This is a genomic window from Pseudomonas sp. FEN (assembly GCF_904067045.1).
In the GTDB taxonomy this organism is placed as follows: domain Bacteria; phylum Pseudomonadota; class Gammaproteobacteria; order Pseudomonadales; family Pseudomonadaceae; genus Aquipseudomonas.
Map to the genome: position 1 here is coordinate 114,680 of NZ_CAJFDC010000024.1, position 26,555 is coordinate 141,234.

The 26,555-nt window shown below is 61.6% G+C and carries 27 protein-coding genes; all 27 read left to right on the forward strand.

Annotated features, from left to right (window positions below; translation table 11 throughout):
* Positions 1 to 108: 108 nt before the first annotated feature.
* Positions 109 to 1,584 carry a sigma-54 dependent transcriptional regulator gene (locus PFEN_RS21080; protein WP_191488645.1) on the forward strand — a complete coding sequence of 492 codons (1,476 nt, stop codon included), beginning with the start codon at positions 109 to 111 and terminating at the stop codon, positions 1,582 to 1,584.
* A gap of 128 nt (positions 1,585 to 1,712) precedes the next feature.
* Positions 1,713 to 2,912, forward strand: a complete 1,200-nt coding sequence (locus PFEN_RS21085) for a sensor histidine kinase (protein WP_191488727.1) — start codon at positions 1,713 to 1,715, stop codon at positions 2,910 to 2,912.
* Positions 2,909 to 4,324: a sigma-54-dependent response regulator transcription factor FleR gene (fleR, locus tag PFEN_RS21090; RefSeq protein WP_191488646.1), complete on the forward strand. Its 1,416-nt coding sequence runs from the start codon at positions 2,909 to 2,911 to the stop codon at positions 4,322 to 4,324. The genes PFEN_RS21085 and fleR overlap by 4 nt, the downstream gene beginning before the upstream one ends.
* Positions 4,325 to 4,456: 132 nt before the next feature.
* Positions 4,457 to 4,786, forward strand: coding sequence for a flagellar hook-basal body complex protein FliE (fliE, locus tag PFEN_RS21095; protein WP_191488647.1), 330 nt, complete (start codon positions 4,457 to 4,459; stop codon positions 4,784 to 4,786).
* Positions 4,787 to 4,807: 21 nt separating this feature from the next.
* Positions 4,808 to 6,595 (forward strand): flagellar basal-body MS-ring/collar protein FliF, encoded by a 1,788-nt coding sequence (gene fliF, locus PFEN_RS21100; protein ID WP_191488648.1) that lies wholly within the window; start codon positions 4,808 to 4,810, stop codon positions 6,593 to 6,595.
* A complete protein-coding gene (gene fliG / locus PFEN_RS21105) occupies positions 6,588 to 7,607 on the forward strand; it encodes a flagellar motor switch protein FliG (RefSeq protein WP_017124426.1) in 1,020 nt (339 codons plus the stop codon). The genes fliF and fliG overlap by 8 nt, the downstream gene beginning before the upstream one ends.
* 10 nt (positions 7,608 to 7,617) lie before the next feature.
* Positions 7,618 to 8,400 carry a flagellar assembly protein FliH gene (gene fliH, locus PFEN_RS21110; protein WP_191488649.1) on the forward strand — a complete coding sequence of 261 codons (783 nt, stop codon included), beginning with the start codon at positions 7,618 to 7,620 and terminating at the stop codon, positions 8,398 to 8,400.
* Positions 8,390 to 9,748, forward strand: a complete 1,359-nt coding sequence (gene fliI / locus PFEN_RS21115; RefSeq protein WP_191488650.1) for a flagellar protein export ATPase FliI — start codon at positions 8,390 to 8,392, stop codon at positions 9,746 to 9,748. Before fliH ends, fliI begins: the two co-directional genes overlap by 11 nt.
* Positions 9,749 to 9,754: 6 nt before the next feature.
* A complete protein-coding gene (gene fliJ, locus PFEN_RS21120) occupies positions 9,755 to 10,204 on the forward strand; it encodes a flagellar export protein FliJ (RefSeq protein ID WP_191488651.1) in 450 nt (149 codons plus the stop codon).
* Between the two features lie 88 nt (positions 10,205 to 10,292).
* Complete coding sequence (locus tag PFEN_RS21125; protein WP_191488652.1) at positions 10,293 to 10,598, forward strand: STAS domain-containing protein; 306 nt, start codon at positions 10,293 to 10,295, stop codon at positions 10,596 to 10,598.
* A gap of 5 nt (positions 10,599 to 10,603) precedes the next feature.
* Positions 10,604 to 12,310 (forward strand): fused response regulator/phosphatase, encoded by a 1,707-nt coding sequence (locus tag PFEN_RS21130; RefSeq protein WP_191488653.1) that lies wholly within the window; start codon positions 10,604 to 10,606, stop codon positions 12,308 to 12,310.
* A 41-nt stretch (positions 12,311 to 12,351) separates the two neighbouring features.
* Positions 12,352 to 12,696, forward strand: coding sequence for an Hpt domain-containing protein (locus PFEN_RS21135; RefSeq protein ID WP_191488728.1), 345 nt, complete (start codon positions 12,352 to 12,354; stop codon positions 12,694 to 12,696).
* 99 nt (positions 12,697 to 12,795) lie between these two features.
* Positions 12,796 to 14,292 carry a flagellar hook-length control protein FliK gene (locus PFEN_RS21140; RefSeq protein WP_191488654.1) on the forward strand — a complete coding sequence of 499 codons (1,497 nt, stop codon included), beginning with the start codon at positions 12,796 to 12,798 and terminating at the stop codon, positions 14,290 to 14,292.
* Between the two features lie 185 nt (positions 14,293 to 14,477).
* Positions 14,478 to 14,984 (forward strand): flagellar basal body-associated protein FliL, encoded by a 507-nt coding sequence (gene fliL / locus PFEN_RS21145; protein WP_191488655.1) that lies wholly within the window; start codon positions 14,478 to 14,480, stop codon positions 14,982 to 14,984.
* Between the two features lie 9 nt (positions 14,985 to 14,993).
* The gene (gene fliM, locus PFEN_RS21150; RefSeq protein ID WP_191488656.1) at positions 14,994 to 15,962 is read left to right on the forward strand and encodes a flagellar motor switch protein FliM; all 969 of its coding nucleotides are present in this window, start codon (positions 14,994 to 14,996) and stop codon (positions 15,960 to 15,962) included.
* Between the two features lie 56 nt (positions 15,963 to 16,018).
* Positions 16,019 to 16,486: a flagellar motor switch protein FliN gene (gene fliN / locus PFEN_RS21155; RefSeq protein ID WP_191488657.1), complete on the forward strand. Its 468-nt coding sequence runs from the start codon at positions 16,019 to 16,021 to the stop codon at positions 16,484 to 16,486.
* Positions 16,487 to 16,918 carry a flagellar biosynthetic protein FliO gene (fliO, locus tag PFEN_RS21160; RefSeq protein ID WP_191488658.1) on the forward strand — a complete coding sequence of 144 codons (432 nt, stop codon included), beginning with the start codon at positions 16,487 to 16,489 and terminating at the stop codon, positions 16,916 to 16,918.
* Positions 16,918 to 17,670 carry a flagellar type III secretion system pore protein FliP gene (fliP, locus tag PFEN_RS21165; RefSeq protein ID WP_191488659.1) on the forward strand — a complete coding sequence of 251 codons (753 nt, stop codon included), beginning with the start codon at positions 16,918 to 16,920 and terminating at the stop codon, positions 17,668 to 17,670. The genes fliO and fliP overlap by 1 nt, the downstream gene beginning before the upstream one ends.
* Positions 17,671 to 17,685: 15 nt before the next feature.
* Positions 17,686 to 17,955 carry a flagellar biosynthesis protein FliQ gene (fliQ, locus tag PFEN_RS21170; protein ID WP_191488660.1) on the forward strand — a complete coding sequence of 90 codons (270 nt, stop codon included), beginning with the start codon at positions 17,686 to 17,688 and terminating at the stop codon, positions 17,953 to 17,955.
* 1 nt (position 17,956) lies between these two features.
* Positions 17,957 to 18,739, forward strand: a complete 783-nt coding sequence (fliR, locus tag PFEN_RS21175; protein WP_191488661.1) for a flagellar biosynthetic protein FliR — start codon at positions 17,957 to 17,959, stop codon at positions 18,737 to 18,739.
* Between the two features lie 3 nt (positions 18,740 to 18,742).
* The gene (flhB, locus tag PFEN_RS21180; protein ID WP_191488662.1) at positions 18,743 to 19,882 is read left to right on the forward strand and encodes a flagellar biosynthesis protein FlhB; all 1,140 of its coding nucleotides are present in this window, start codon (positions 18,743 to 18,745) and stop codon (positions 19,880 to 19,882) included.
* Positions 19,883 to 20,041: 159 nt separating this feature from the next.
* Positions 20,042 to 22,171, forward strand: coding sequence for a flagellar biosynthesis protein FlhA (flhA, locus tag PFEN_RS21185; RefSeq protein ID WP_191488663.1), 2,130 nt, complete (start codon positions 20,042 to 20,044; stop codon positions 22,169 to 22,171).
* An 11-nt stretch (positions 22,172 to 22,182) separates the two neighbouring features.
* Positions 22,183 to 23,505, forward strand: coding sequence for a flagellar biosynthesis protein FlhF (flhF, locus tag PFEN_RS21190; protein ID WP_191488664.1), 1,323 nt, complete (start codon positions 22,183 to 22,185; stop codon positions 23,503 to 23,505).
* A gap of 121 nt (positions 23,506 to 23,626) precedes the next feature.
* Positions 23,627 to 24,460, forward strand: coding sequence for a flagellar synthesis regulator FleN (gene fleN / locus PFEN_RS21195; RefSeq protein WP_040069867.1), 834 nt, complete (start codon positions 23,627 to 23,629; stop codon positions 24,458 to 24,460).
* Positions 24,457 to 25,197, forward strand: coding sequence for an RNA polymerase sigma factor FliA (fliA, locus tag PFEN_RS21200; RefSeq protein ID WP_191488665.1), 741 nt, complete (start codon positions 24,457 to 24,459; stop codon positions 25,195 to 25,197). The genes fleN and fliA overlap by 4 nt, the downstream gene beginning before the upstream one ends.
* Before the next feature lie 172 nt (positions 25,198 to 25,369).
* Complete coding sequence (locus PFEN_RS21205) at positions 25,370 to 25,741, forward strand: chemotaxis response regulator CheY (protein WP_003183998.1); 372 nt, start codon at positions 25,370 to 25,372, stop codon at positions 25,739 to 25,741.
* Positions 25,742 to 25,763: 22 nt separating this feature from the next.
* Positions 25,764 to 26,552: a protein phosphatase CheZ gene (locus tag PFEN_RS21210; protein WP_191488666.1), complete on the forward strand. Its 789-nt coding sequence runs from the start codon at positions 25,764 to 25,766 to the stop codon at positions 26,550 to 26,552.
* Positions 26,553 to 26,555: the final 3 nt, after the last annotated feature.

The following is a 26,555-nucleotide window of genomic DNA, read 5'->3' on the forward strand; positions in this document are numbered from 1 at the left end:
TAGTGCTGTTTCCAGATTTCAGTCGTCCTTGAAGGCCGTGTCCGGCCTCGGATGTCTAGCTTGCCCACCCATACCGGGCATCGAGTTGACTAGGGAAGTTGCTATTGCATGTGGCGTGAAACCAAAATTCTGCTGATCGATGACGATAGCATTCGCCGCCGCGACCTGGCGGTGATTTTAAATTTTCTCGGCGAAGAAAATTTCTCCTGCACCAGCGATGACTGGCAGCAGGTTGTGGCGTCTTTGTCGTCCAGTCGCGAAGTGCTGTGTGTCCTGGTCGGGACGGTCAACGCCGCGAGCGGAGTGACTGGCTTGCTTAAGACACTGTCCACCTGGGATGAGTTCCTTCCCGTGTTGCTTTTGGGTGAAATTTCTTCTGCCGACCTGCCTGAAGACCAGCGTCGCCGGGTGTTGTCGAGCCTGGAAATGCCTCCCAGCTACAGCAAGTTGCTCGACTCCCTGCACCGTGCCCAGGTCTATCGCGAGATGTACGACCAGGCCCGTGAGCGCGGTCGGCAGCGTGAGCCCAACCTGTTTCGCAGCCTGGTCGGTACCAGTCGCGCGATCCAGCATGTGCGCCAGATGATGCAGCAAGTAGCCGACACCGATGCCAGCGTGCTGATTCTCGGCGAGTCCGGCACCGGCAAGGAAGTGGTGGCGCGCAACCTGCACTATCACTCCAAGCGTCGCGACGCGCCTTTTGTGCCGGTCAACTGTGGGGCGATCCCCGCCGAGTTGCTGGAAAGCGAGCTGTTCGGTCACGAGAAGGGCGCCTTTACCGGGGCCATCACCACTCGTGCCGGGCGTTTCGAGCTGGCCAATGGCGGTACGCTGTTCCTCGACGAGATCGGCGACATGCCGTTGCCGATGCAGGTCAAGCTGTTGCGCGTGCTGCAGGAGCGCACCTTCGAGCGCGTGGGCAGCAACAAGACCCAGAGCATTGACGTGCGGATCATTGCGGCCACCCACAAGAACCTCGAGAGCATGATCGAGGTCGGCAGCTTCCGCGAAGACCTCTACTACCGCCTGAACGTGTTCCCCATCGAGATGGCGCCGTTGCGCGAGCGGGTCGAAGACATCCCGCTGCTGATGAACGAATTGATCTCGCGCATGGAGCATGAAAAGCGCGGCTCCATCCGTTTCAATTCGGCGGCGATCATGTCGTTGTGCCGTCATGCCTGGCCGGGCAACGTCCGCGAACTGGCCAATCTGGTGGAGCGCATGGCGATCATGCATCCGTACGGGGTGATCGGCGTTGCCGAACTGCCGAAAAAATTCCGCTACGTCGATGACGAAGACGAGCAGTTGGTGGACAGCCTGCGCAGCGACCTGGAAGAACGGGTGGCGATCAACGGCCATGCGCCGGACTTCAGCAACTCGGCGATGCTGCCGCCCGAGGGCCTGGACCTCAAGGACTATCTTGGTGGCCTGGAACAGGGGTTGATCCAGCAGGCCCTCGACGATGCCAATGGCATCGTTGCGCGCGCCGCCGAGCGTCTGCGTATCCGTCGCACCACCCTGGTGGAAAAGATGCGCAAGTACGGTATGAGTCGACGCGAGGGCGATGAACAGGCAGATGATTGACGCCTGTTTTTCAACCTGCTGAAAACTGGATGGTTTTTTTTAGGCACGGGTATTGCTAAGTCTCTTGCAACGTTCCGTTTAAATGACGGTCAGCCAAGCGAGAGAGCACCATGCCCCAAGCCGCCCCGATGTCACCGGTCCCTGAATCCACGGGACAATCGTCGTCCGTCGAGCAGGTCAGTCGGCTGGGCCTGGAACAGGCCTTCTCGCTGTTCAATCAGATGTCGACGCAGCTCACCGATTCCTACAGTCTGCTCGAGGCCCGGGTCACCGAGCTCAAGGGCGAGTTGGCCGTGGTCAGCGCCCAGCGCATGGCGGAACTGGCGGAAAAGGAGCGCTTGGCCAATCGCTTGCAAAACCTGCTCGACCTGTTGCCGGGCGGGGTGATCGTCATCGACTCCCATGGCCTCGTCAGCGAAGCCAACCCGGCGGCCCAGGAGCTGTTGGGGCTGCCTCTGGTCGGCGAGCTGTGGCGCAAGGTGATCGCCCGTTGCTTTGCTCCGCGTGAGGACGATGGCCATGAAATTTCCCTCAAGGACGGTCGGCGCCTGTCGATCTCCACGCGTTCGCTGGATGCGGAACCAGGCCAGTTGGTCCTGCTCAACGACCTGACTGAAACCCGTCGCCTGCAGGATCAACTGGCCCGGCATGAGCGTTTGTCATCGCTGGGGCGCATGGTTGCGTCCCTGGCGCACCAGATCCGCACACCGCTCTCGGCGGCCTTGCTCTATGCCAGTCACCTCACTGAACAGGTTTTGCCGGTCGAGACCCAGCAGCGCTTTGCCGGACGCCTGAAAGAGCGTCTGCATGAGTTGGAGCACCAGGTGCGCGATATGTTGGTGTTCGCTCGTGGCGAACTGCCGCTGACCGATCGGCTGACGCCCAGGGCGCTGATGCAGGCACTGCAGGCGGCTGCCCAGACCCATGTCCAGGGCGCAGCCGTGCGTTGGCAGTGCGACAGTCATGTCGGTGAGTTGTTGTGCAATCGCGACACCCTGGTAGGGGCGTTGCTGAACCTGATCGAAAACGCCCAGCAGGCCGCCACCGGTGCGGTGCGCCTGAAGGTGCACCTGTACGCCCGGGGCATGACTTTGCGCCTGTGCATCAGTGACAACGGCGCGGGGATCGCGCCGGCCGTGCTGGCGCGCCTGGGTGAGCCTTTCTTTACCACCAAGACCACCGGTACCGGCCTTGGCCTCGCCGTGGTCAAGGCCGTTGCCCGGGCGCACCAGGGCGACATGCAATTACATTCACGGCTGGGGCGTGGCACTTGTGCGATGGTCTGCCTGCCGCTGATTCCTGGCGTCATGGAGGAAGCTCAACAATGAGCACGTTGCTCAAGGTCCTGCTGGTCGAGGATGATCATGCCTTGCGTGAGGCGCTGGCCGATACCCTGCTGCTGGCCGGGCATCGGTTTCACGCGGTCGGTTCGGCTGAGGAGGCGCTGGAGGCGGTGGCCCGGGAGCCATTCGGCCTGGTGATCAGTGACGTCAATATGCCGGGCATGGACGGGCACCAGCTGCTGTGCCTGCTGCGTGCGCGCCAGCCGCAATTGCCGGTGTTGCTGATGACTGCTCACGGGGCGGTGGAGCGTGCGGTCGATGCGATGCGCCAGGGGGCGGCCGATTACCTGGTCAAGCCGTTCGAGCCCAAGGCCCTGCTGGATCTGGTGGCGCGGCATGCCCTGGGGCAGTTGAGCGCACAGGACAGTGAGGGGCCGATTGCCGCGGAGCCGGCCAGCGCCCAGTTGCTCGAACTGGCGGCGCGGGTGGCGCGCAGCGAATCGACCGTGTTGATTTCCGGGGAATCCGGCACCGGCAAGGAGGTCCTGGCCCGTTATATCCATCAACAGTCGCCGCGTGCCAGCCAGCCGTTTATCGCCATCAACTGCGCGGCGATTCCCGACAATATGCTGGAGGCGACCCTGTTCGGTCACGAAAAGGGCTCGTTCACTGGCGCCATCGCGGCCCAGGCTGGCAAGTTCGAGCAGGCCGATGGCGGGACCATTCTGCTCGATGAGATTTCCGAAATGCCCCTTGGCCTCCAGGCCAAGCTGCTGCGCGTGCTCCAGGAGCGTGAAGTCGAACGGGTGGGTGCGCGCAAACCGATCACCCTGGATATCCGGGTGGTCGCTACCACCAACCGCGACCTGGCCGCGGAAGTGGCGGCGGGGCGTTTTCGTGAGGATCTTTACTATCGCCTGTCGGTTTTTCCACTGGCCTGGCGTCCATTGCGCGAGCGTACCGCCGATATTCTGCCGCTGGCCGAGCGTTTGCTGGCCAAGCACAGCGCCAAAATGAAACATGCCGCTGTTCGCCTGTCCCCCCAGGCGCAGGCCTGCCTGATTGGCTATCCATGGCCGGGCAATGTGCGCGAGCTGGACAATGCGATCCAGCGGGCGCTGATCCTGCAGCAGGGCGGGCTGATCCAGGCTGAGGATTTCTGCCTGGTCGGCCCGGTCGGCGGGGTATCCATGCCCGGGCTGGCCGCCATTGCCGTCCGGCCGTCTGTGGTTGAGCCCGCCGTGAGCGAGGGGGGGGCGGTCGAGCAGTTGGGTGGCCTGGGTGACGACCTGCGCCGTCGCGAATTCCAGATGATCATCGACACCCTGCGCGCCGAGCGCGGGCGCCGCAAGGAAGCCGCCGAGCGCCTGGGTATCAGCCCGCGTACGCTGCGGTACAAGCTGGCGCAGATGCGCGATGCCGGGATGGATGTCGAGGCCTATCTATTTGCCACATAAGTCGATTCAGGCTTGTGTGTTATGTATCGGATTTTGTTCGAAGACGATAAGGAGCTGGCACCCTTGTTGCTAATCCTTCACTAACTGCTGCACGAGTGTCAAAAAAATGCAGGTCGCCGGAGAGAGAAGTTCATGAGCCAGGGTGTTGAATTTAATCGATTGATGCTGGACATGCGCTCCATGCAAATGGATGCCATGGCTCAACCGAAATCGGCTGTGGCCGCGCCGGAAGTCAGCGGTAGCAGCTTTTCCGACTTGCTCGGCAGTGCGATCAACAAAGTCAATAACGTGCAGCAAGCCTCGAGCCAGCTGTCCACGGCATTCGAAATCGGCAAGAGCGGTGTCGACCTGACTGACGTCATGATTGCCTCGCAGAAAGCCAGTGTCTCGTTCCAGGCCTTGACCCAGGTGCGCAACAAATTGGTCCAGGCGTATCAAGACATCATGCAGATGCCGGTTTAAGGGTTAGGGACGTAGACAGTCATGGCAGAAGTTCTCGCCGATAACGTACCGGCCAAATCCAGCCCCGCAGACGGTAAACCGCCACTGTTCGGCTTGTCTTTTCTGGAAAATATTTCCGAAATGACCATGCTGCGGCAGGTTGGCCTGATGGTCGGCCTGGCCGCCAGCGTGGCAATTGGCTTTGCCGTGGTGCTGTGGTCCCAGCAACCTGACTACCGGCCGCTGTATGGCAGCCTGGCCGGGATGGATGCCAAGCAGGTCATGGAGACCCTGGCCGCCGCGGATATTCCCTACACCGTCGAGCCGAACTCCGGCGCATTGCTGGTCAAGGCCGATGATGTGTCCCGGGCGCGGCTCAAGCTGGCCGCCGCCGGCGTGACCCCGAGCGACGGCAACATCGGTTTCGAGATTCTCGACAAGGACCAGGGCCTGGGCACCAGCCAGTTCATGGAAGCGACCCGTTATCGTCGCGGCCTGGAAGGCGAGCTGGCGCGGACCATTTCCAGCCTGAACAATGTCAAGGGTGCCCGCGTGCACCTGGCTATTCCGAAAAGCTCGGTGTTCGTGCGCGATGAACGCAAGCCCAGCGCCTCGGTATTGGTCGAATTGTATTCCGGGCGCTCCCTGGAACCAGGACAGGTGATTGCCATTATCAACCTGGTGGCGACCAGTGTTCCGGAACTGAGCAAATCGCAGATCACCGTCGTCGATCAGAAAGGCAACCTGCTCTCCGATCAGGCGCAGAACTCCGAATTGAGCATGGCCGGCAAGCAGTTCGATTACAGCCGGCGCATGGAAAGCATGCTGACCCAGCGTGTGCACAACATCCTGCAACCGGTGCTGGGCAATGATCGCTACAAGGCTGAAGTTTCCGCCGACGTCGATTTCAGCGCCGTCGAGTCGACCTCCGAACAGTTCAACCCGGACCAGCCGGCGCTGCGCAGCGAACAGTCGACCACTGAACAGCGTACCGCCAGCAACGGTCCGCAAGGTGTGCCCGGGGCCCTGAGCAATCAGCCGCCAGGTCCGGCCAGTGCGCCGCAGACCACCGGCGGCGCTGGCGCTTCGTCCGGTGCCATCGCGGCTGGTCAGCCGCTGCTCGATGCCAACGGCCAACAGATCATGGACCCGGCCACCGGTCAACCGATGCTGGCGCCCTATCCGGCGGACAAGCGTCAACAGTCGACCAAGAACTTCGAGCTGGATCGCTCCATCAGCCATACCAAGCAACAGCAGGGACGTCTGACCCGTCTGTCGGTAGCAGTGGTGGTCGACGACCAGGTCAAGATCAACCCGACCAATGGCGAGACCACTCGTGCGCCGTGGAGCGCCGACGAACTGGCCCGCTTCACCCGTCTGGTCCAGGACGCCGTCGGTTTCGAGGCCAGTCGCGGCGATAGTGTCAGTGTGATCAACGTGCCATTCTCCGCCGAGCGCGGTGAAGTGATCGCCGATATCCCGTTCTACTCGCAACCCTGGTTCTGGGATGTGGTCAAGCAGGTACTAGGTGTATTGTTCATCCTGGTGCTGGTGTTCGGCGTGCTGCGTCCGGTGCTCAACAACATCACCGGTGGTGGCAAGGGCAAGCAGCTTGCCGGATTTGGCGGCGACGTCGAACTCGGTGGCATGGGCGGTCTGGATGGCGAGCTGTCCAACGACCGCGTCAGCCTGGGCGGCCCGCAAAGCATCCTGTTGCCGAGCCCGAGCGAAGGCTATGACGCACAACTGAATGCCATCAAGAGTCTGGTAGCCGAAGATCCGGGCCGTGTGGCACAGGTCGTCAAAGAGTGGATTAACGCCGATGAGTAATAACGCCGCCGTCACCCAGAAGCTGACCCGGGTCGATAAAGCCGCGATCTTGCTGCTGTCGCTGGGTTCCACCGATGCCGCACAGGTATTGCGCCACATGGGCCCGAAAGAAGTTCAACGGGTCGGCGTGGCCATGGCGCAGATGCGTAACGTGCACCGCGAGCAGGTCGAGCAGGTCATGAGCGAGTTCGTCGAGATCGTCGGCGACCAGACCAGCCTGGGCGTCGGTTCCGACGACTACGTGCGCAAGATGCTCACCCAGGCCCTGGGCGAAGACAAGGCCAACGGTCTGATCGACCGTATCCTGCTGGGGGGCAATACCAGCGGCCTGGACAGCCTCAAGTGGATGGAACCGCGGGCGGTGGCGGATGTGATCCGCTACGAGCACCCGCAGATCCAGGCCATTGTCGTGGCCTACCTGGACCCCGACCAGGCCGGTGAAGTGCTGAACAACTTCGACCACAAGGTGCGCCTGGACATCATCCTGCGGGTCTCGTCGTTGAACACGGTACAACCGGCGGCGCTCAAGGAACTCAACCAGATTCTCGAGAAGCAGTTCTCCGGCAACTCCAACGCGGCGCGTACCACTCTGGGCGGTATCAAGCGTGCCGCGGATATCATGAACTTCCTCGACAGCTCGATCGAAGGCCAGTTGATGGACTCGATCCGCGAAGTGGACGAGGATCTGTCGACCCAGATCGAAGACCTCATGTTCGTCTTCAACAACCTGTCCGACGTCGACGACCGCGGGATCCAGGCGCTGCTGCGCGAGGTCTCTTCGGATGTACTGGTCCTGGCACTCAAGGGCTCCGACGAAGGCGTCAAGGAAAAGATCTTCAAGAACATGTCCAAGCGTGCGGCGGAGCTGCTGCGCGACGACCTCGAAGCCAAGGGCCCGGTGCGCGTCAGCGACGTCGAGACCGCGCAGAAGGAAATCCTCACCATCGCCCGCCGTATGGCCGAAGCCGGAGAAATCGTGCTCGGTGGCAAGGGCGGCGAAGAGATGATCTAAGGATCGAGCCATGACTGATCCAACCGATCTGATCCGCGCCCGGGACGTGGGTGGTTTCGACCTCTGGTCGCTGCCCAGTTTCGACCCGCATGTCGAGGTGTCCGAGCCGGAACCGGTGGAAGAAGCACCCGCCGAGATGGAAGAGGTACCGCTGGAGGAAGTCCAGCCGCTGACCCTCGAAGAGCTCGAAAGCATTCGCCAGGAGGCCTATAACGAAGGCTTCGCCGTGGGCGAGCGCGAAGGTTTCCACAGTACCCAGCTCAAGGTGCGGCAGGAGGCGGAAGTCGCCCTGAGCGCCAAGCTCAAGTCCCTGGAACAGGTGATGGGCAATCTGTTCGCCCCCATCGCCGAGCAGGACCGGCAGATCGAGCAGAGCCTGGTAAGCCTGGTTGAGCACATGGTCCGCGAAGTTATCCAGCGCGAGCTGAAGACCGACTCCAGCCAGATCGAGCACGTCCTGCGCGAAGCCCTCAAGCTGCTGCCGCTGGGGGCCGAGAATATCCGCTTGTTCATCAATCCCCAGGACTTCGATCAGGTCAAGGCTCTGCGCGAGCGCCACGAAGCCAGTTGGCGCATCGTCGAGGACGAGGCCCTGCAGGCGGGCGGCTGCCGGATCGAAACCGAGCACAGCCGGATCGATGCCACCATCGAAACCCGTATCAGCAAGGCCGTGGCGCAGTTGTTCGATCAGCTCCATGAGCAATCCCTGCATCCGGCGCTGCCGGACATGGTCCTGGAGCTGGAGGAAGCGTTGTCGACGGTTTCCGCGCCGGACCTCTCCGATGCGTCTTGAGCGCACCAGTTTCGGCAAGCGCTTGAGCGCTTATGCCGAAGCCATTGACCTGCCCGGGCAGCCGGTCCTCGAAGGACGTCTGCTGCGCATGGTCGGCCTGACCCTCGAGGCCGAGGGGTTGCGGGCCGCCATGGGCGCGCGCTGCCTGGTGATCAATGACGACAGCTATCACCCGGTGCAGGTCGAGGCCGAGGTCATGGGCTTTTCCGGCGGCAAGGTATTCCTGATGCCGGTGGGTGGCGTGGCCGGCATTGCGCCAGGGGCCAGGGTCGTGCCTTTGGCCGACACCGGGCGCTTGCCCATGGGTATGAGCATGCTCGGGCGGGTGCTTGACGGTGCCGGTCGCGCCCTCGATGGCAAGGGCGGGATGAAGGCCGAGGACTGGGTGCCGATGGATGGTCCGACCATCAACCCGCTCAACCGCGATCCCATCAGTCAGCCGCTGGACGTGGGCATTCGCAGTATCAATGGCTTGTTGACCGTGGGTCGCGGCCAGCGTCTCGGCCTGTTCGCCGGTACCGGCGTGGGCAAGAGTGTGTTGCTCGGCATGATGACCCGCTTCACCGAGGCCGATATCATCGTCGTGGGTCTGATCGGCGAGCGCGGGCGCGAGGTGAAGGAGTTCATCGAGCACATCCTCGGCGAAGAAGGACTCAAGCGTTCGGTGGTGGTGGCGTCGCCGGCGGACGATGCGCCGCTGATGCGTTTGCGCGCAGCCATGTATTGCACGCGGATTGCCGAGTATTTCCGCGACAAGGGCAAGAATGTCCTGTTGCTCATGGATTCCCTGACCCGCTTTGCCCAGGCCCAGCGGGAAATCGCCCTGGCCATTGGCGAACCGCCGGCGACCAAGGGCTATCCGCCGTCGGTGTTCGCCAAATTGCCCAAGCTGGTGGAGCGTGCCGGCAACGCCGAGGCCGGCGGCGGTTCGATCACCGCGTTCTATACCGTGCTGTCCGAAGGCGACGATCAGCAGGACCCGATTGCCGATGCGGCGCGGGGCGTGCTCGATGGGCATATTGTCCTGTCCCGCCGTCTGGCCGAGGAAGGCCACTATCCGGCGATCGATATCGAAGCGTCCATCAGCCGGGTCATGCCGGCGGTGGTCAGTCCCGAACACATGAGTCGTGCCCAACACTTCAAGCAGCTTTGGTCGCGCTACCAGCAGAGTCGTGATTTGATCAGTGTCGGTGCTTATGTGGCGGGTGGCGACCGTGAGACCGATACCGCGATTGCCTTGCAGCCTGCGATGGTCCAGTACCTGCGCCAGGGCTTGAACGACAATATCAGCCTGGGTGAAAGCGGCGCGCATCTGGCGTCGGTGTTCGCTCCCGTGGCGGGTGGTTGATCAATCATGGCCCTGAGCCGCGCCGCGCGTCTGACCCCGGTGGTCGACATGGCCGAAAGCGCCGAGCGCACGGCGGTGCAGCGCCTTGGCTATTTCCAGGGGCAGGTGCGGGTCGCGCAAAACAAGCTGGAGGATCTCGAGCGTTTTCGCCTCGAATACCAGGAGCAATGGATACAGCGTGGCAGCCTGGGCGTTTCCGGCCAATGGTTGTTGGGCTACCAGCAGTTCCTCACGCAGTTGGACACAGCGGTTGGCCAGCAGCGCCAGAGCCTGGCCTGGCACCAGAACAACCTCGACAAGGCCCGCGAGGCCTGGCAACAGGCCTATGCCCGGGTCGAAGGCCTGCGCAAGCTGGTGCAACGCTATGTCGACGAGGCGCGCCAGTTGGAAGACAAGCGTGAACAGAAGTTGCTGGATGAGCTGTCCCAGCGTTTACCACGGCAGAGTCCGTATTGATCTGCAGGATTTTTGACGCTCACGGTTGCCCTACCCTCGGTGGGGTGCTAAACCTTGTACACGTCGCCACTGACAAGGAAGCAGGATCATGGCTGTAGTCGTAGAAGTATCGCCCGATGGCGCAAAATTGACGATTTCCATCAAAGGGCGTTTTGATTTTGGTAGGCATCAGGAATTTCGTGAGTCTTACGAGGGACTTGCCAAGAAACCGTCGTCCATTGTGGTCGATCTGAAGGAAGCGACCTATCTGGACAGCTCCGCACTGGGTATGTTGCTTTTATTGCGCGATCACGCCGGTGGTGATAAATCCGATGTGCGGGTGATCAATAGCAACTCGGATGTGCGCAAGATCCTCGCTATCTCCAATTTCGACAAACTCTTCGACATCGGCTGATAGCCATGCAGTCGGGAGCAGAGTCGCTGACGGTATTGATCGCCGAAGACGGCGCGGCCGATCGGTTGCTGCTCTCGAGCATCGTCAGGCGCCAGGGGCACGCGGTGCTGACGGCCAGTAACGGCGCCGAGGCCGTCGCCGTGTTCGAGGCGCAACGGCCACAGCTGGTGCTGATGGACGCGATGATGCCGGTGATGGACGGTTTCGAGGCCGCGCGCAGGATCAAGCTGCTGGCCGGCGAGTCGTTGGTGCCGATCATCTTCCTGACCTCCATGACCGAAGTCGATGGGTTGGTGCGTTGTCTGGAAGCCGGCGGCGACGATTTTCTGGCCAAGCCCTACAATCAGGTGATCCTGGGCGCCAAGATCAAGGCCATGGACCGTCTCAGGCGTCTGCAGGACACCGTCCTGCAACAGCGCGACCTGATTGCCCGGCACCATGACTACCTGCTCAACGAGCAGCGGGTGGCCAAGGCGGTATTCGACAAGGTGGCCCATTCCGGCTGTCTGAACGCCCCGAATATCCGTTACCTGCAGTCGCCTTATGCACTGTTCAACGGCGACCTGTTGCTGGCGGCCTATACCCCTGCCGGTGACATGCACGTGCTGCTTGGCGATTTTACCGGCCATGGCCTGCCGGCGGCGGTCGGGGCGATGCCGCTGGCGGAAGTGTTCTACGGCATGACCGCCAAGGGTTATGGTCTGCCGGAAACCCTGCGCGAGATGAATGCCAAGCTCAAGCGCATCCTGCCGGTGGACATGTTCTGCTGTGCCACCTTTCTCTGCCTGAGCCCGCAGCGCCAGGTCGTGGAAGTGTGGAATGGCGGCATGCCGGACGGTTACCTGCATCGCGTGGCCACGGGGGAGCGCCAGCCGCTGGTGGCCCGGCATCTGCCCCTGGGGGTGCTGGGGGCCGAGGCGTTCGACCATCGCACCGATGTCTACCCCATGGCCCTGGGGGATCGGGTGTTCCTGCTTTCCGATGGGGTGATCGATACCTGCGACAGCGACGATCAGCTCTTCGGGGTGGGGCGCCTGCACGAGGTCTTCGAAGCCAATCTGGATCCGGACCGTCTGTTCGAGGAAATTCAGGAGGCCTTGCAGCGTTTTCACGGCGAAGCCCGGGACGATCTGAGCATGGTCCAGATCAGTCTTCCGGCCCCGGCACGTCAATTGTCGAGCGCCGTGGTCTATTCCGACAGCGGTGAATCCTGCCCGCTGGACTGGTCGGTGAATTTCGAGTTTCGCGCGGCCACGCTCAAACGCTTCAACCCGTTGCCGTATCTGCTCCAATTGCTGATGGAAGTACATGGCCTGCGCACGCAGAGCGGGGCGCTCTATAGTGTCCTCGCCGAACTCTACTCCAACGCCCTGGAGCACGGTGTCCTGAACCTGGATTCGAGCCTCAAGCGCGATGTACGAGGATTTGCGCAATACTATGAACAACGCAATCGGCGTCTGCTCGAACTGCGGGAGGGATTTGTGCGCGTGCGCCTGGAGGTGGTTCCGCAAGGAGAGGGCGGTCGGTTGTGCATACAGGTCGAGGACAGCGGCAACGGTTTTGACGTGGCGCAGGTCATGGCGCGTCCAGTGGCGGTCGATCGGCTGTCGGGGCGTGGTGTGGGGCTGGTTCGTCAGCTCGGTCGCAATGCCAGCTGGTCGGACAATGGGCGCAGTGCCCACGTGGAGTTTTCGTGGGAGGCTCAGGCATAATTCGCAGGTCAGGAGCAGGGAGCGATCAAGTGGACAACGATATGGAGCATCTGGATCGTGATGCACTCAGTGCGTTGCAGGAGATCATGGAAGATGAGTATCCGCTGTTGCTGGATACTTTTCTCGAGGACTCGGGAAAACGCCTGGGACAGTTGCATCAGGCGAGCAACGCCGTGGATCTCGGTGCGCTGGCGCACAGCTTCAAGGGCAGCAGCAGCAACATGGGCGCGCTGCGCCTGGCCGAGCTTTGTCGTCAGTTGGAGCTGCTTGCCACGCAACTGCCGCTGGTCGGTGTCGAAGAACTGATCAACCAGATTGATCGGGAATATGAGCTGGTGCGGTGCTTTTACGAGACCGAACGCGAGCGCTTTCCGGTCAGACCCTAGCGCGAGGGTGGGGCGCGCCCGCCAAGGGGCAGATTGGCCCGAACCTTGCTATTACTCCCTGTACTGTACTTACGACCCCTGTGCAGCGGAGATCGTGTTATGCCACTTGCCCCCAATTCGCTCCTCCAGGCCACCGCTGCCGTCAAGCCGCAGGCGGACCCTGTCATTCCCGCGCCGACGGCTGTCGCAACGCCCAAGGACAATGCTTTCAGCTTTGCCCAGGTCTACCGGGATACGCAGAGCAATCCGGTCAAGGTTGCCATGAATCCGCTCAAGACGACGCCGGACAAGGCCCCTGTGCTGCCTTCCAAACCGGATGCGCCGGCCAGCAAAGCCAGCAACACGGATGCCGCCTCGCCGTCGTCGGTTGCCGGTAGCGGCAAATCCTTGCCTGCCGACAAATCGGCAAAGGCGGATGACAAGACGGCGTCTGCTGCTGACAAGACGGCATCCGCTGATGGCAAGAGTGCCACGGACAAGACGACGGCCGACGGCACCACTGCCTCGACCGATGCCTCGAAATCTGGCGACAAGAGCGCTTCCGGCGGCGACGCCAAGAGTGTGGCCAGCGATACGCCAGTCGCCGTGGCGACGCCGGATCCGAGCGTCGATCCGGCCTTGCTCCAGGCTGCCGCAACGCCACCAGCCCCCGCGCCCGCCGCAGCCACGCCGGTCGATCCGGCGGTGCTCCAGGCGCCCCTGGCTGCGACCACGCCGGCCGCGGTGACCACGTCGACCGCTACCGGTGATTTCGATCCGGCCGCCGACCCGCTGGACAATCTGCCGGCGGTACGCCTGGCCATGGAGCAGGGCGGTCACGTATCGAGTGGCAGTCAGGCCTCGGCGAAATCCACCGACAGCACCGGGACCAACACCGGTACCAATGCCACCGATTCGACGCTGGCGCAGAACCCGGTCAATAACGTCGTCACCCTGCTGGATCAGAAGACCGATCCCGGTAGCAGCGGCCAGGGTGGCGACAAATCCTTCAAGACCTTGATCGATGACGGTCTGAAAGATATCAAGAGTGCCTCCAGCGATACCCGGGTCGATGATTTCGCCAATCGCCTGGCGGCCCTGACCCAGGCGGCCACGCCCAAGACCGCGAATGCGCTGCCGGCCAGCCAGCCGTTGGCGATGCATCAGAGCGGCTGGAGCGAAGAGGTGGTCAATCGGGTCATGTACCTCTCCAGCGCCAATCTCAAGTCGGCGGAGATCCAGTTGCAACCCGCCGAACTGGGGCGCCTGGATATCAAGGTGAACATGTCAGCCGACCAGCCGACGCAGATCAGCTTCATCAGTGCCCATGCCGGGGTGCGCGACGCCCTGGAAGGCAACATGCCGCGCCTGCGCGACATGCTGCAACAGCAAGGTCTTGGGCAGGCCGATGTCACGGTTTCCGACCAGGCCCGTGGTTGGGCTGGCCAGGGCCAGGGCGCGCAGCAGCAACAGCAGCAGGCGCAGAAAGGTGGCAACACTGGCGGTAGCCTGAGTGGCGACAGTCAGGACGAGCTGTCCATTGCCGCGGTCGGCGAGGCGGCGGCGGTCAGCTCCAGCGTGGTGGTAGGCTCCAGCGCGGTCGACTATTACGCCTGATCCCATGTCGGACACCGCGGTGTGCACGGGGTTTCCCAGTGTGCATTTGTAGGAGCCAGCAAGCTGGCTCCTACAGGTTCCGTTGTATTTCAAAGACTGTATTTCTCTTATGCCCAATCTGGCATAACACTTGCTCCAGCCTTGCCGTGCGACTATGAAAAATCGAATAGTGACGGATTATTGGCATGGCGAAGAGCGAAGCAGCGGTAAAAGAACCCGGCAGTAAAAGCAAACTCAAGCTCATCATCGTCATTGTGCTGGGCGCACTGCTGGCCATCGGCTTGTCGGTGGGCGCGACCTGGTACTTCATGCACAGTGCCCAGAGCAAACCGGCTCCGGCCCCTGTCGAAACCAGCAGCAGCACCAAGCCACCGGCGATTTTCGAGTCGATGGCGCCGGCCTTCGTCACCAACTTCAAGGATGCCTCCGGTCGCCAGCGCTACATGCAGGTGAGCATCACGCTGCTGGCGCGCAACCAGGCCGACCTGGATGCCCTGAAAGTCCACATGCCGGTGATCCGCAACAACCTGGTGATGCTGTTCTCCGGGCAGACCTACGAAACCCTCGCCACCCCGGTCGGTCAGGAATTGCTGCGTCAGAAAGCTACTGCCAGCGTGCAGGAAGTGGCGCAGAAGGAAGTCGGCAAAGTGGTGGTTGAACAGCTGCTCTTCACTAACTACGTATTGCAGTAGGATCACGACATGGCCGTGCAGGATCTGCTGTCCCAGGATGAGATCGATGCCCTCTTGCACGGCGTCGATGACGGTCTGGTGCAGACCGAAACCGCTGCCGAGCCCGGCAGTGTCAAAAGTTATGATCTGACCAGCCAGGATCGCATCGTCCGCGGACGCATGCCGACCCTGGAGATGATCAACGAACGTTTCGCCCGCTACACCCGCATCAGCATGTTCAACATGCTGCGCCGCTCCGCCGATGTGGCGGTCGGTGGCGTGCAGGTGATGAAGTTTGGCGAATACGTGCATTCGCTCTATGTTCCCACCAGCCTCAACCTGGTGAAGATCAAGCCGCTGCGCGGTACCGCGCTGTTCATCCTTGATGCCAAGCTGGTGTTCAAGCTGGTGGACAACTTTTTCGGTGGCGATGGCCGCCATGCCAAGATCGAAGGCCGTGAATTCACGCCCACCGAACTGCGAGTAGTGCGCATGGTGCTGGAGCAGGCGTTCATCGACCTCAAGGAGGCCTGGCAGGCGATCATGGAAGTCAATTTCGAGTACATCAACTCGGAAGTGAACCCGGCCATGGCCAACATCGTCGGTCCGAGCGAGGCGGTGGTGGTGTCCACCTTCCATATTGAACTCGATGGCGGCGGCGGCGACCTGCACGTGACCATGCCGTACTCGATGATCGAGCCGGTGCGTGAGATGCTCGACGCCGGTTTCCAGTCCGACCTCGACGACCAGGACGAGCGCTGGGTCAAGGCCCTGCGCGAAGACGTGCTGGACGTGGCCGTGCCCCTCAGTGCCACGGTTGCCCGTCGCCAGTTGCGCCTGCGGGATATCCTGCATATGCAGCCAGGCGATGTGATTCCGGTGGAGTTGCCGGAGGACATGGTCATGCGCGCCAATGGCGTGCCATCGTTCAAGGTCAAGCTCGGTTCCCACAAGGGCAACCTGGCGCTGCAAGTGATTGAAGCGATCGAGCGCCGTTAGGGGATCGATCAGGCATGTGCTGTGTTAACTGATTTTCTGCTCGCCGAGGACAACTGATGGCTGACGAACACGATATGACTTCCGCGGACGACCAGGCCCTGGCCGATGAATGGGCGGCTGCCCTGGAAGAAACTGGCGACGCCAGCCAGTCCGATATCGATGCCTTGCTGGCGGCCGATTCCGGCACGGCGTCGAGCTCCAACCGCCTGCCCATGGAAGAGTTTGGCAGTGTGCCCAAGAGCCACGAGCCGGTGACCCTGGACGGTCCGAACCTGGAAGTGATCCTGGACATTCCGGTGTCGATTTCCATGGAGGTCGGCAGCACCGATATCAATATCCGCAACCTGCTGCAATTGAACCAGGGGTCGGTGATCGAGCTTGATCGCCTGGCTGGCGAGCCGTTGGACGTATTGGTCAATGGCACGCTGATCGCCCACGGTGAAGTGGTGGTGGTCAACGAGAAGTTCGGTATCCGTCTGACCGACGTGATCAGTCCGAGCGAACGCATCAAGAAGTTGCGCTGAATGAGCAGGCTTCTCGGCATCTTGCTGCTGTCGCCCTTCAGTGTCTGGGCGGCGGAACCGCTGAACACGGCCGCGACGGTTGCGCCGAGCGCGGGTGGCGGCATGGCCGGGCAGTTGACGCAACTGGTGCTCGGCTTGCTGCTGGTGCTGGGGATCATCTTTGTCCTCGCCTGGTTGTTGCGCCGTGTGCAACAGGTGGGGCCGGGGGGCAAGGCGCAGGTGATCGAACTGATCGGCTCGCGGGCCCTTGGGCCGCGCGACCGTCTGGTGCTGGTGCAGGTCGGCAACGAGCAGATCCTGCTCGGGCTGACGCCGGGCACGATCACCCCGTTGCATGTGCTCAAGGAGCCGGTCCAGGTGCCGAGCGGCGAACAGGCCACGCCTGAATTCGCTCAACGCCTGATGGAAATGCTGGGTAAGGATAAGAAGTGATGGGTGCTTTGCGGTTTGTCTTGACGCTGGTCTTGCTGCTGGCGGCGCCTATCGCGCTCGCCGCCGATCCATTGTCGATCCCGGCGATCACCCTTGGCACCGGGGCCAACGGCCAGCAGGAATATTCGGTCAACCTGCAAATCCTGCTGATCATGACGGCGCTGAGTTTTATCCCGGCATTCGTCATGCTGATGACCAGCTTTACCCGCATCATCATTGTCTTTTCGATCCTGCGTCAGGCCCTGGGCCTGCAACAGACGCCCTCGAACCAGATCCTCACCGGCATGGCGCTGTTCCTGACCATGTTCATCATGGCGCCGGTCTTCGACAAGGTGAACCATGACGCCCTGCAACCTTACCTGGCCGAGAAAATGACGGCCCAGGATGCGGTGCTCAAGGCCGAGGGGCCGATCAAGGACTTCATGCTGGCGCAGACCCGCAGCAGCGACCTGGAGCTGTTCATGCGCCTGTCCAAGCGCACCGACATCGCCACGCCCGACCAGGCACCGCTGACCATTGTCGTGCCGGCCTTCGTGACCTCGGAATTGAAGACCGCGTTCCAGATCGGCTTCATGATCTTCATTCCCTTCCTGATCATCGACCTGGTAGTGGCCAGTGTGCTGATGGCCATGGGGATGATGATGCTGTCGCCGCTGATTATTTCCCTGCCGTTCAAGATCATGCTGTTCGTGCTGGTGGATGGCTGGGCACTGATCATCGGTACCTTGGCCAGCAGTTTTGGCGGTGTCTAGAGCGAGTGATGTGCAATGACTCCTGAAGTCGCAGTCGACATATTCCGCGATGCCCTCTGGCTGACCACCCTGATGGTCGCGGTGCTGGTGATCCCGAGCCTGTTGGTGGGGTTGGTGGTGGCGATGTTCCAGGCCGCCACCCAGATCAACGAACAGACCCTCAGCTTCCTGCCGCGCCTGCTGGTGATGCTGATCACCCTGATCGTCGCCGGTCCGTGGCTGGTGCAGAAGTTCATGGAATACATCCTGTCGCTGTACGGCAGCATTCCGCAGGTCATCGGCTGACATGTCGCTGCTCGCGCTGACCGACACGCAGATCAGCAGCTGGGTCGCGAGCTTCATGCTGCCGATGTTCCGGGTCGGCGCGGTGATCATGACCATGCCGATCTTCGGAACCACCCTGGTGCCGCGGCGGATACGCATGTACTTCATCCTGGCAATCACCGTGGTCATCACGCCGGGTCTGCCGCCGATGCCCGAAGTGCATCCGCTGGATCTGAGCGGGCTGCTGCTGATTGCCGAGCAGATCATCTTCGGCGCCTTGCTCGGCCTGTCCCTGCAGTTGTTTTTCCAGGCCTTCGTGGTGGCCGGACAGATTATCGCGGTCCAGATGGGCATGGGCTTCGCCTCCATGGTCGACCCGGTCAACGGTGTTTCGGCGGCGGTGATCGGGCAATTTTTCACCATGCTGGTGACGCTGATGTTCCTGGCCATGAATGGCCATCTGGTGGTCCTCGAGGTGCTGACCGAGAGCTTCACCACCTTTCCGGTGGGCAGCGGGCTGTCGACCACGGATTTCTGGGAAATCTCCGGCAAGCTCGGCTGGGTGCTCGGGGCGGCGTTGGTATTGGTGCTGCCGGCGATCACCGCGTTGCTGGTGGTGAACATCGCTTTCGGCATCATGACCCGCGCCGCGCCGCAACTGAACATCTTCTCCATCGGTTTCCCGTTGATCCTGGTGTTGGGGATGTTCATCCTCTGGATCAGCCTGGGGGACATTCTCAACCAGTATCAACCGCTGGCCGTCGAGGCCCTGCAGTTTTTACGTGCACTGGCACGGGCGCGCTGAGCCATGGCCGAGAGCGAGAGTGGTCAGGACAAGACAGAAGACCCCACGGACAAAAAGAAAAGAGATGCCCGGGAGAAGGGTGAGGTTGCCCGCTCCAAGGAACTCAATACCTTTGCCGTGATGATGGCTGGCGCCGGTGCCTTGCTGGTGTTCGGCGGCGCCCTGGCCCAGCAGATGGCTGAGTTGATGCGCCTGAACTTCAGCCTGACCCGGGAAGTGGTGGTCGACCAGCGCTACATGGGGATTTTCCTCATGCACTCCGGGGAAATTGCGATCTGGGCGGTGCAGCCGATCCTGCTGAGCATTCTGCTTGCCGCTCTTATCGGGCCGATCTCCCTCGGTGGTTGGTTGTTCTCTGCCGGTACCATGGCGCCGAAGTTCAGTCGGATGAACCCCTTGGCGGGGATCAAGCGGATGTTCTCGACCAAGGCGCTGATGGAGCTGCTCAAGGCTATCGGCAAGTTCGTCATCGTCCTGTTCGTCGGGTTGTCGGTGTTGTCTTCGGATATCGATGACCTGGTGCGTATTGCCCATGAACCACTGGAGATGGCGATCATTCACAGTCTGCAGGTGGTGGGCTGGAGCACCTTGTGGATGTCATTGGGGCTGTTGATCATTGCCGCGGTGGATGTGCCGGTGCAGCTCTATGAAGCCCATCAGCGGCTGCTGATGACCAAGCAGGAAGTGCGTGACGAGCACAAGGACCAGGAGGGGCGGCCGGAGGTCAAGCAGCGGATTCGCCAGTTGCAGCGCGAAATGTCCCAGCGGCGGATGATGGCGGCGATCCCCGAGGCGGATGTGGTGATCACCAACCCGACCCACTATGCCGTGGCGCTCAAATACGACGCGGAGAAGGGTGGCGCGCCAGTGCTGCTGGCCAAGGGCAGCGACTTCCTGGCCTTGAAGATCCGCGAGATCGCCGTCGAGCACGACATCATGCTGCTCGAATCGCCGGCCCTGGCGCGTTCGATCTACTACTCCACCGAATTGGAGCAGGAGATTCCGGCGGGCCTGTACCTGGCGGTGGCGCAGGTGCTGGCGTATGTCTATCAGATCCGCCAGCACCGCGCTGGCAAGGGCAAGCGCCCGGACCCGCTCAAGGGCGACCTGCCGATTCCACCGGATCTGCGCCGCGATTCCTGATCGTTCATCGTCAAGCCGGCTCCCACGGGTTTGTGGCGTCCATCGGCCTCCTGCCACAAGCATTTATGTGTCCTCGCCAGAGTTGGAAGGCTTCTTGCAAAGGCTGGCCTATGGCGCTTGTGGCGTCAAAAGTTTGCTTCAAGGTGACGAGGAATACCGGTGGATCGCTCTCAACTTCTCAACTCCGCGCGCAGTAACCTGAGTAGCCTCGGCCGGGGTAACCTGGGTGTGCCGGTGCTGCTGTTGGTCATGCTGGCGATGATGATGTTGCCGGTGCCGGCGTTCCTGCTGGATGTGTTCTTCACCTTCAACATCGCCTTGTCGATTGTCGTCCTGCTGGTCTGCGTCTATGCCCTGCGGCCGCTGGACTTCGCGGTGTTCCCGACCATCCTGCTGATCGCCACGCTGTTGCGCCTGGCCTTGAACGTGGCCTCGACCCGGGTGGTCATGCTCCATGGCCAGGAGGGCCATGCCGCGGCCGGTAAGGTGATCCAGGCCTTCGGTGAGGTGGTGATCGGCGGCAACTACGTGGTCGGTATCGTCGTCTTCGCGATCTTGATGATCATCAACTTCGTCGTGGTCACCAAGGGCGCCGGACGGATTTCCGAGGTGAGCGCGCGTTTCACTCTCGATGCGATGCCCGGCAAGCAGATGGCTATCGACGCCGACCTCAACGCCGGCCTGATCGATCAGCCGCAAGCCAAGCTGCGTCGTCTGGAGGTTGCCCAGGAAGCCGAGTTCTACGGCTCCATGGACGGTGCCAGCAAATTCGTCCGCGGTGACGCCGTCGCCGGCCTGCTGATCCTGTTCATCAACCTGATCGGCGGCATGGCGGTCGGGATCTTCCAGCATCACATGAGTTTTGCCGACGCCGGCAAGGTCTACGCCTTGTTGACCATTGGTGACGGTTTGGTGGCGCAATTGCCATCGCTGTTGTTATCCACGGCGGCGGCGATCATGGTGACCCGGGCTTCCGGCTCGGAAGACATGGGCAAGCAGATCAGCCGGCAGATGTTCGCCTCGCCCAAGGCGCTTGGTGTTGCCGCCGGCCTGATGGCGGTGATGGGCCTGGTGCCGGGCATGCCGCACTTTTCCTTTATCAGCCTGGCCGCCGTTGCCGGTGGCATGGCTTATATGGTCTGGAAAAAACAGAATGTTGCCAAGGTCCAGGCCCTGGCCGAAGTCCAGCGCCAGCAGGAGCTGCTGCCGTCGCCAGCGCGAGCCATGGAAACCAAGGAGCTGGGTTGGGACGACGTCAGTCCCATCGACATGATCGGCCTGGAAGTCGGTTATCGCCTGATTCCGCTGGTGGATCGCAACCAGGGCGGGCAGTTGCTGGCGCGGATCAAGGGGGTGCGCAAGAAGCTCTCCCAGGACCTGGGCTTCCTGATGCCCACTGTGCATATTCGTGACAACCTCGACCTGGCCCCCAGTGCCTATCGCCTGACCCTGATGGGCGTGACCCTGGCCGAAGCCGAGATTTACCCGGATCGCGAGCTGGCGATCAACCCTGGCCAGGTTTACGGCACGCTCAACGGGATTACCGCCAAGGACCCGGCCTTTGGCCTGGAAGCCGTGTGGATCGAGGTCAGCCAGCGTTCCCAGGCCCAGTCCCTCGGCTATACCGTGGTCGACGCCAGTACCGTTGTGGCGACGCACCTCAACCAGATTCTCTACAAGCATTCCAGCGAACTGATCGGCCACGAGGAAGTTCAACAGCTCATGCAATTGCTGGCCAAAGGCTCGCCGAAGCTGGCTGAAGAGTTGGTGCCGGGGATCATTTCCCTGTCGCAATTGCTCAAGGTGTTGCAAGCCTTGCTGGCCGAACACGTGCCGGTCCGCGATATCCGCAGCATTGCCGAGGCAATCGCAAACAATGCCTCCAAGAGTCAAGATACTGCCGCTATGGTTGCCGCGGTGCGCGTCGGATTGTCCCGTGCAATCGTCCAAAGCATTGTAGGGCTTGAGTCCGAGCTGCCTGTGATCACCTTGGAGCCAAGGTTGGAACAAATATTGCTCAATAGTCTGCAGAAGGCCGGACAAGGTTCGGAAGAAGGCGTTCTTCTGGAACCGAGCATGGCTGAAAAACTCCAGCGTTCGCTGATCGACGCCGCCCAGCGCCAGGAAATGCAAGGGCAGCCGGTGATCCTGCTGGTAGCTGGACCGGTTCGCGCGATGCTTTCGCGGTTTGGGCGACTGGCGGTGCCAAGTCTGCACGTACTGGCCTACCAGGAAATCCCGGACAACAAGCAAGTGACCATCGTTGCGACAGTAGGGCCCAACGGCTGAGGTAGTGGGTTATGCAAGTTAAGCGTTTTTTCGCCGCCGATATGCGTCAGGCCATGAAGCTCGTTCGTGATGAGCTGGGTTCGGACGCGGCCATTATCGGCAACCGCCGGATTGCGGGCGGTGTCGAGCTGACGGCTGCCCTGGACTACAAGCTCTCGGCGCTGTCGCCGCGGGTGCCGAACATGGAGCTCGAAGACGAGCTGCGCAAGACCCAGTCGCGTATTGTCACCGCCCAGGCGGAACTGAGCCTGCGTGGCGATGGCGAGACGGCGAGCAATCGCCAGCTGTTCGCCGGCCTGCCGCTGACCGCCGCCGAACCGCTGATCGAACCGACTTTCGACGAGCCCCGGCGCCCGGCGCCAGCCCCGGTCGCCCCAGCTCCGGCGGTGGACCAGCGGGCTTTTGACTCGATGCGTTTCGAACTCAATGGCCTGCGCGAGCTGTTGGAAGTCCAACTCGGCTCCCTGGCCTGGAATCAGGTGCAAGGCCGTCAGCCGCAGCAGGCCAACCTCTGGCGTCGGCTGCAACGCATCGGTCTGTCCGGTCCGCTGTCGCGCGACCTGCTGGACCTGGTCACCGAGATCGACGAGCCGCGCCAGGCTTGGCGCATGCTGCTGGCGCACCTGGCGCGGATGATCGTCACACCCGAGATCGAGCCGCTGGAAGAGGGGGGCGTGATCGCCATGGTCGGCCCCGCCGGCATGGGCAAGACCACCACCCTGGCCAAACTGGCGGCACGCTACGTGCTCAAGTATGGCGCCCAGAACATCGCGCTGGTGAGCATGGACAGCTTCCGCATCGGTGCCCAGGAGCAACTCAAGACCCTGGGACGGATCCTCAACGTGTCCGTGACCCATGTCGACCCGGGCCAGTCCCTGGCCCAGGCCCTTGATCCGCTGCTGCGCAAGCGTGTGGTGCTGATCGATACCGCCGGCCTGCAGGCCAGCGATCCGGCATTGCGCATGCAACTGGAAAGCCTGGCCGGACGCGGGATCAAGGCGAAGAATTACCTGGTACTGGCGACGACCAGCCAGAAGCAGGTGCTGACCGCCGCCTATCACAGCTACAAGCGCTGCGGGCTGGCCGGCTGCATCCTGACTAAGCTTGATGAAACGGCGAGCCTCGGCGAAGTGCTGAGCCTGGCCATCAGTCATGAATTGCCGGTGGCCTATCTGACCGACGGGCCGCGCATTCCGGACGATCTGCACTTGCCGCGCCGGCACCAGTTGGTGTCCAGGGCGGTCAGTGTGCAAATGCAGGAAGAGCCCAGCGAGGAGGCCATGGCCGATATGTTCGCTGACATCTACCACAGTCCGTCGAAGCGGGTGGGCTGAGATGAGTATGAAGACGTTGCAAATTACCTACATCGATGGTCTGCCACGCACTGTTCCGGCAAGTGAACGCGCAGCCACTTATGTGGCCTTCCGTCTACGCAAGACAAGGTAAGAAGAGAACATGGGCAGCATGCATCCCGTACAGGTGATCGCGGTGACCGGCGGCAAGGGTGGCGTCGGGAAGACCAACGTGTCAGTGAATTTATCCCTGGCGCTGGCTGAGCTCGGCCGGCGCGTCATGCTGCTGGATGCCGATCTGGGACTGGCGAATGTCGACGTACTGCTGGGCCTGACCCCCAAGCGCACCCTGGCCGACGTGGTCGAGGGGCGCTGCGAGCTGCGCGATGTGTTGCTGCAGGGCCCGGGTGGAATTCGCATCGTGCCGGCGGCCTCGGGGACCCAGAGCATGGTGCATCTGAGTCCGGCGCAGCATGCCGGCCTGATCCAGGCGTTCAGCGATATCGGCGACAACCTTGATGTCCTGGTGATCGACACCGCGGCGGGCATTGGCGAGTCGGTGGTCAGCTTCGTCCGCGCGGCCCAGGAAGTGCTGCTGGTGGTCTGCGACGAGCCGACTTCGATCACCGACGCCTACGCCCTGATCAAGTTGCTCAACCGTGACTACGGGATGAACCGCTTCCGTGTGCTGGCCAACATGGCCCAGAGTCCGCAGGAAGGCCGTAACCTGTTCGCCAAGTTGACCAAGGTCACGGATCGTTTCCTGGATGTGGCCCTACAATATGTCGGCGCCGTTCCTTATGACGAGTGTGTGCGCAAGGCCGTGCAAAAGCAGCGTGCGGTCTATGAGGCATTCCCTCGTTCGAAATGTGCCTTGGCGTTCAAGGCTATCGCTCAGAAGGTCGACACCTGGCCGCTACCCGCCAACCCGCGGGGGCACTTGGAGTTTTTCGTCGAGCGTCTGGTGCATCAAACGAGTGCGGGACCGGTGCTATGACTGCCAGTGGCTATCGCATGTATTCCAAGTCGTCGCGTGACAGCCAGTATGAGTTGATTGAACGTTACGCACCGTTGGTCAAACGTATCGCTTATCATCTGCTGGCGCGGTTGCCGGCCAGTGTTCAGGTCGAGGATCTGATCCAGGCGGGTATGATCGGCCTGCTGGAAGTCTCGACCAAGTACGACTCAAGCAAAGGTGCCAGTTTCGAGACCTATGCCGGCATTCGTATCCGCGGTGCGATGCTCGATGAAGTGCGCAAGGGCGACTGGGCGCCGCGTTCGGTTCACCGCAATACCCGCATGGTCAGTGACGCAATTCGTGCAATTGAAGCAAAAACCGGCCGTGACGCTAAAGATCACGAGGTTGCAGCCGAACTCCAATTGAGTCTCGACGATTATTACGGGATTTTGAACGATACCTTGGGCAGCCGCCTGTTCAGTTTCGACGACCTGTTGCAGGACGGCGAGCATGAAGGGCTGCACGAGGACGGCGCGACTGCTCATCTCGAACCGTCACGCGATCTGGAAGATGAACGTTTCCAGGCGGCGCTGGCGGACGCGATTGCCAATTTGCCGGAGCGTGAGCGACTGGTGTTGGCGCTGTACTACGACGAGGAACTGAACCTCAAGGAAATTGGTGAGGTGCTGGGGGTCAGCGAGTCGCGAGTCAGCCAGTTACACAGCCAGTGCGCGGCCCGCTTGCGGGGGCGTTTGGGGGAGTGGCGAGCGCGCTGAAGGCAGTGTGGAAACACTGCGAACGAGACTGGCATGGCGTTTGACGCCCTGTCGGTGACTCGGCCGGATGGGGTTTCCATGCAGTCGTCGAGTGCTGTGCCGGATTGATTGAACAGCGCGTTCAGGTGCTGAACGCGTTTAAGACTGCTTGGAGGTCGAATTGGACAAGAACATGAAAATCCTCATCGTTGACGATTTTTCAACGATGCGGCGGATCATCAAGAACCTGTTGCGTGACCTCGGGTTCACCAACACGGTTGAGGCGGACGACGGTACCACCGCGATTCCCGTCCTCAACAGCGGTAGCATCGACTTTCTGGTCACCGACTGGAACATGCCCGGCATGACCGGGATCGACCTGTTGCGTCACGTCCGCGCCGATGAAAAGCTCAAGCACCTGCCGGTGTTGATGGTGACGGCCGAGGCCAAGCGCGAGCAGATCATCGAAGCTGCCCAGGCCGGTGTAAACGGCTATGTGGTCAAACCATTCACGGCCCAGGCGTTGAAAGAGAAGATCGAAAAAATCTTCGAACGCATCGGCTGATGAAGTCCACCACGGGGGCGCTATGGAGCACAACGAATCTTCACTGGGTGATTTTGAAACAACCCTGAAAAAACATGCCCGCGAACTGGTCGACAGCCTTGAAAAAGGTCGGTTCGGCGACGCGGTGCAAATGATCCATGAGCTGAATCAGACCCGTGACCGTGGCCTGTACCTTGAAGTCGGCAAGCTCACCCGCGAATTGCACAGCGCTATTGTCAACTTCCAGATCGACCCGCATATGCCGCAGGCCGAGGAAGTGTCGCAGATCACCGACGCCACCGAGCGCCTGTCCTATGTGGTCCGGCTGACGGAGGCCGCGGCCAACCGCACCATGGATCTGGTGGAGAGTGCGACCCCGAGGGTCAATGGCCTGAACGTGGAAGCCAAGGCGTTGGGCGCTGACTGGGGCCGTTTCATGCGGCGCGAAGTCGATGCGCAGGAGTTTCGCGAACTGGCGCGGCGGGTCGAGAGTTTCCTCTCCCGCAGCGAGCAGGAGACCCGTGCCGTGTCGAGCGATCTGAACGACATTCTGCTGGCCCAGGATTACCAGGACCTTACCGGCCAGGTGATCAAGCGCGTGACCCAGATGGTCACCGAAGTGGAAAGCAATCTGCTCAAACTGGTGTTGATGGCCAGCCAGGTCGACCGTTTTGCCGGTATCGAGCATGATCGCGATGCCATCCTTGCGGAAAAAGATCCGCAAAAAGAGATGGCCAAGGGTGTAGGTCCGCAGATTCATGCCGATAAACGTGAAGACGTTATGTCCGGTCAGGACGATGTCGACGATTTGCTTTCCAGTCTTGGATTCTAGGAG